The organism is Pseudomonas sp. K5002, from assembly GCF_013386655.1.
In the GTDB taxonomy this organism is placed as follows: Bacteria; Pseudomonadota; Gammaproteobacteria; order Pseudomonadales; family Pseudomonadaceae; genus Aquipseudomonas.
In genome coordinates this window covers 1-844 of the sequence record NZ_JACARK010001196.1, presented here as the reverse complement: position 1 = coordinate 844, position 844 = coordinate 1, and the positions used below count along the sequence as shown (strand labels likewise).

Sequence of the window (844 nt, the reverse complement as noted above, 5' to 3'; positions counted from 1 at the left end):
CGACAGCTCCCACATTTGATTTTTGCTGCCTTGAATAGTGTTAAGCGACGTTCTGCTCGGCCGACCAGTTGGCGTACCACTGGCGGAACAGCGCGTACTGGTTCTCTGCATAACGACGCTGGGCATCGCTGAGGGCATCGGTCTCGTTGAAGTGCAGGGTGTATTCCTTGTCGCCGTTGAGCACCATCAGATGTTTGTAGAACAGCACCAGGTCGCAGCCTTCGTCGAAGGACGACAGCACCGCCAGCGCCGACTCCAACTCCCGCGCCTGGCGACGTGCAGTGGCGTCGCCCTTGGCGGCTTTCTTGCTCAAGGCCACCAGTTGCAGGACTTCCCGTGGCAGTGCATTGCCGATGCCGGTGATTGCGCCGGTGGCGTTGCAGTTGACGAAGCCGTGCACCACTTGGGTATCCACGCCGACCATCAAGGTCACGTCATCGTCCTTGGAGGTGATGTGTTCGGCCGCGTAGCGCAGGTCTGCAGCACCGCCGAATTCCTTGAAGCCGATCAGGTTCGGGTACTCGCGACGCAGTTCGAAGAACAGGTCGGCGCGGGTGGCGAAGCCGTAGTAAGGGCTGTTGTAGATCACCGCCGGCAGGTTTGGCGCCGCCTTGAGGATGGCTGCAAAGTGATCCTTTTGCGCCGTCGCCGATGCACCACGGGACAGCACCCGCGGGATGACCATCAAACCATGGGCGCCGACCTTCGCCGCGTGCGCTGCATGGGCCACGGCTTCACGGCTGTTGACCGCGCCGGTGCCGACGATGGTCGGCACACCGGCGGCCACCAGGCGCGCCACGCCTTCCTGGCGCTCGGCCTCGGTCAGCAACGGCCAGTCGCCCAT

Annotated in this window: 1 protein-coding gene; it reads right to left on the bottom strand. The window is 63.0% G+C overall.

Going from position 1 to position 844, the window contains the following annotated elements; genetic code table 11:
- Positions 1 to 40 precede the first annotated feature (40 nt).
- A partial coding sequence (locus HX846_RS34815; protein ID WP_178967214.1) for a dihydrodipicolinate synthase family protein occupies positions 41 to 844 on the bottom strand: 804 nt, incomplete at its 5' end.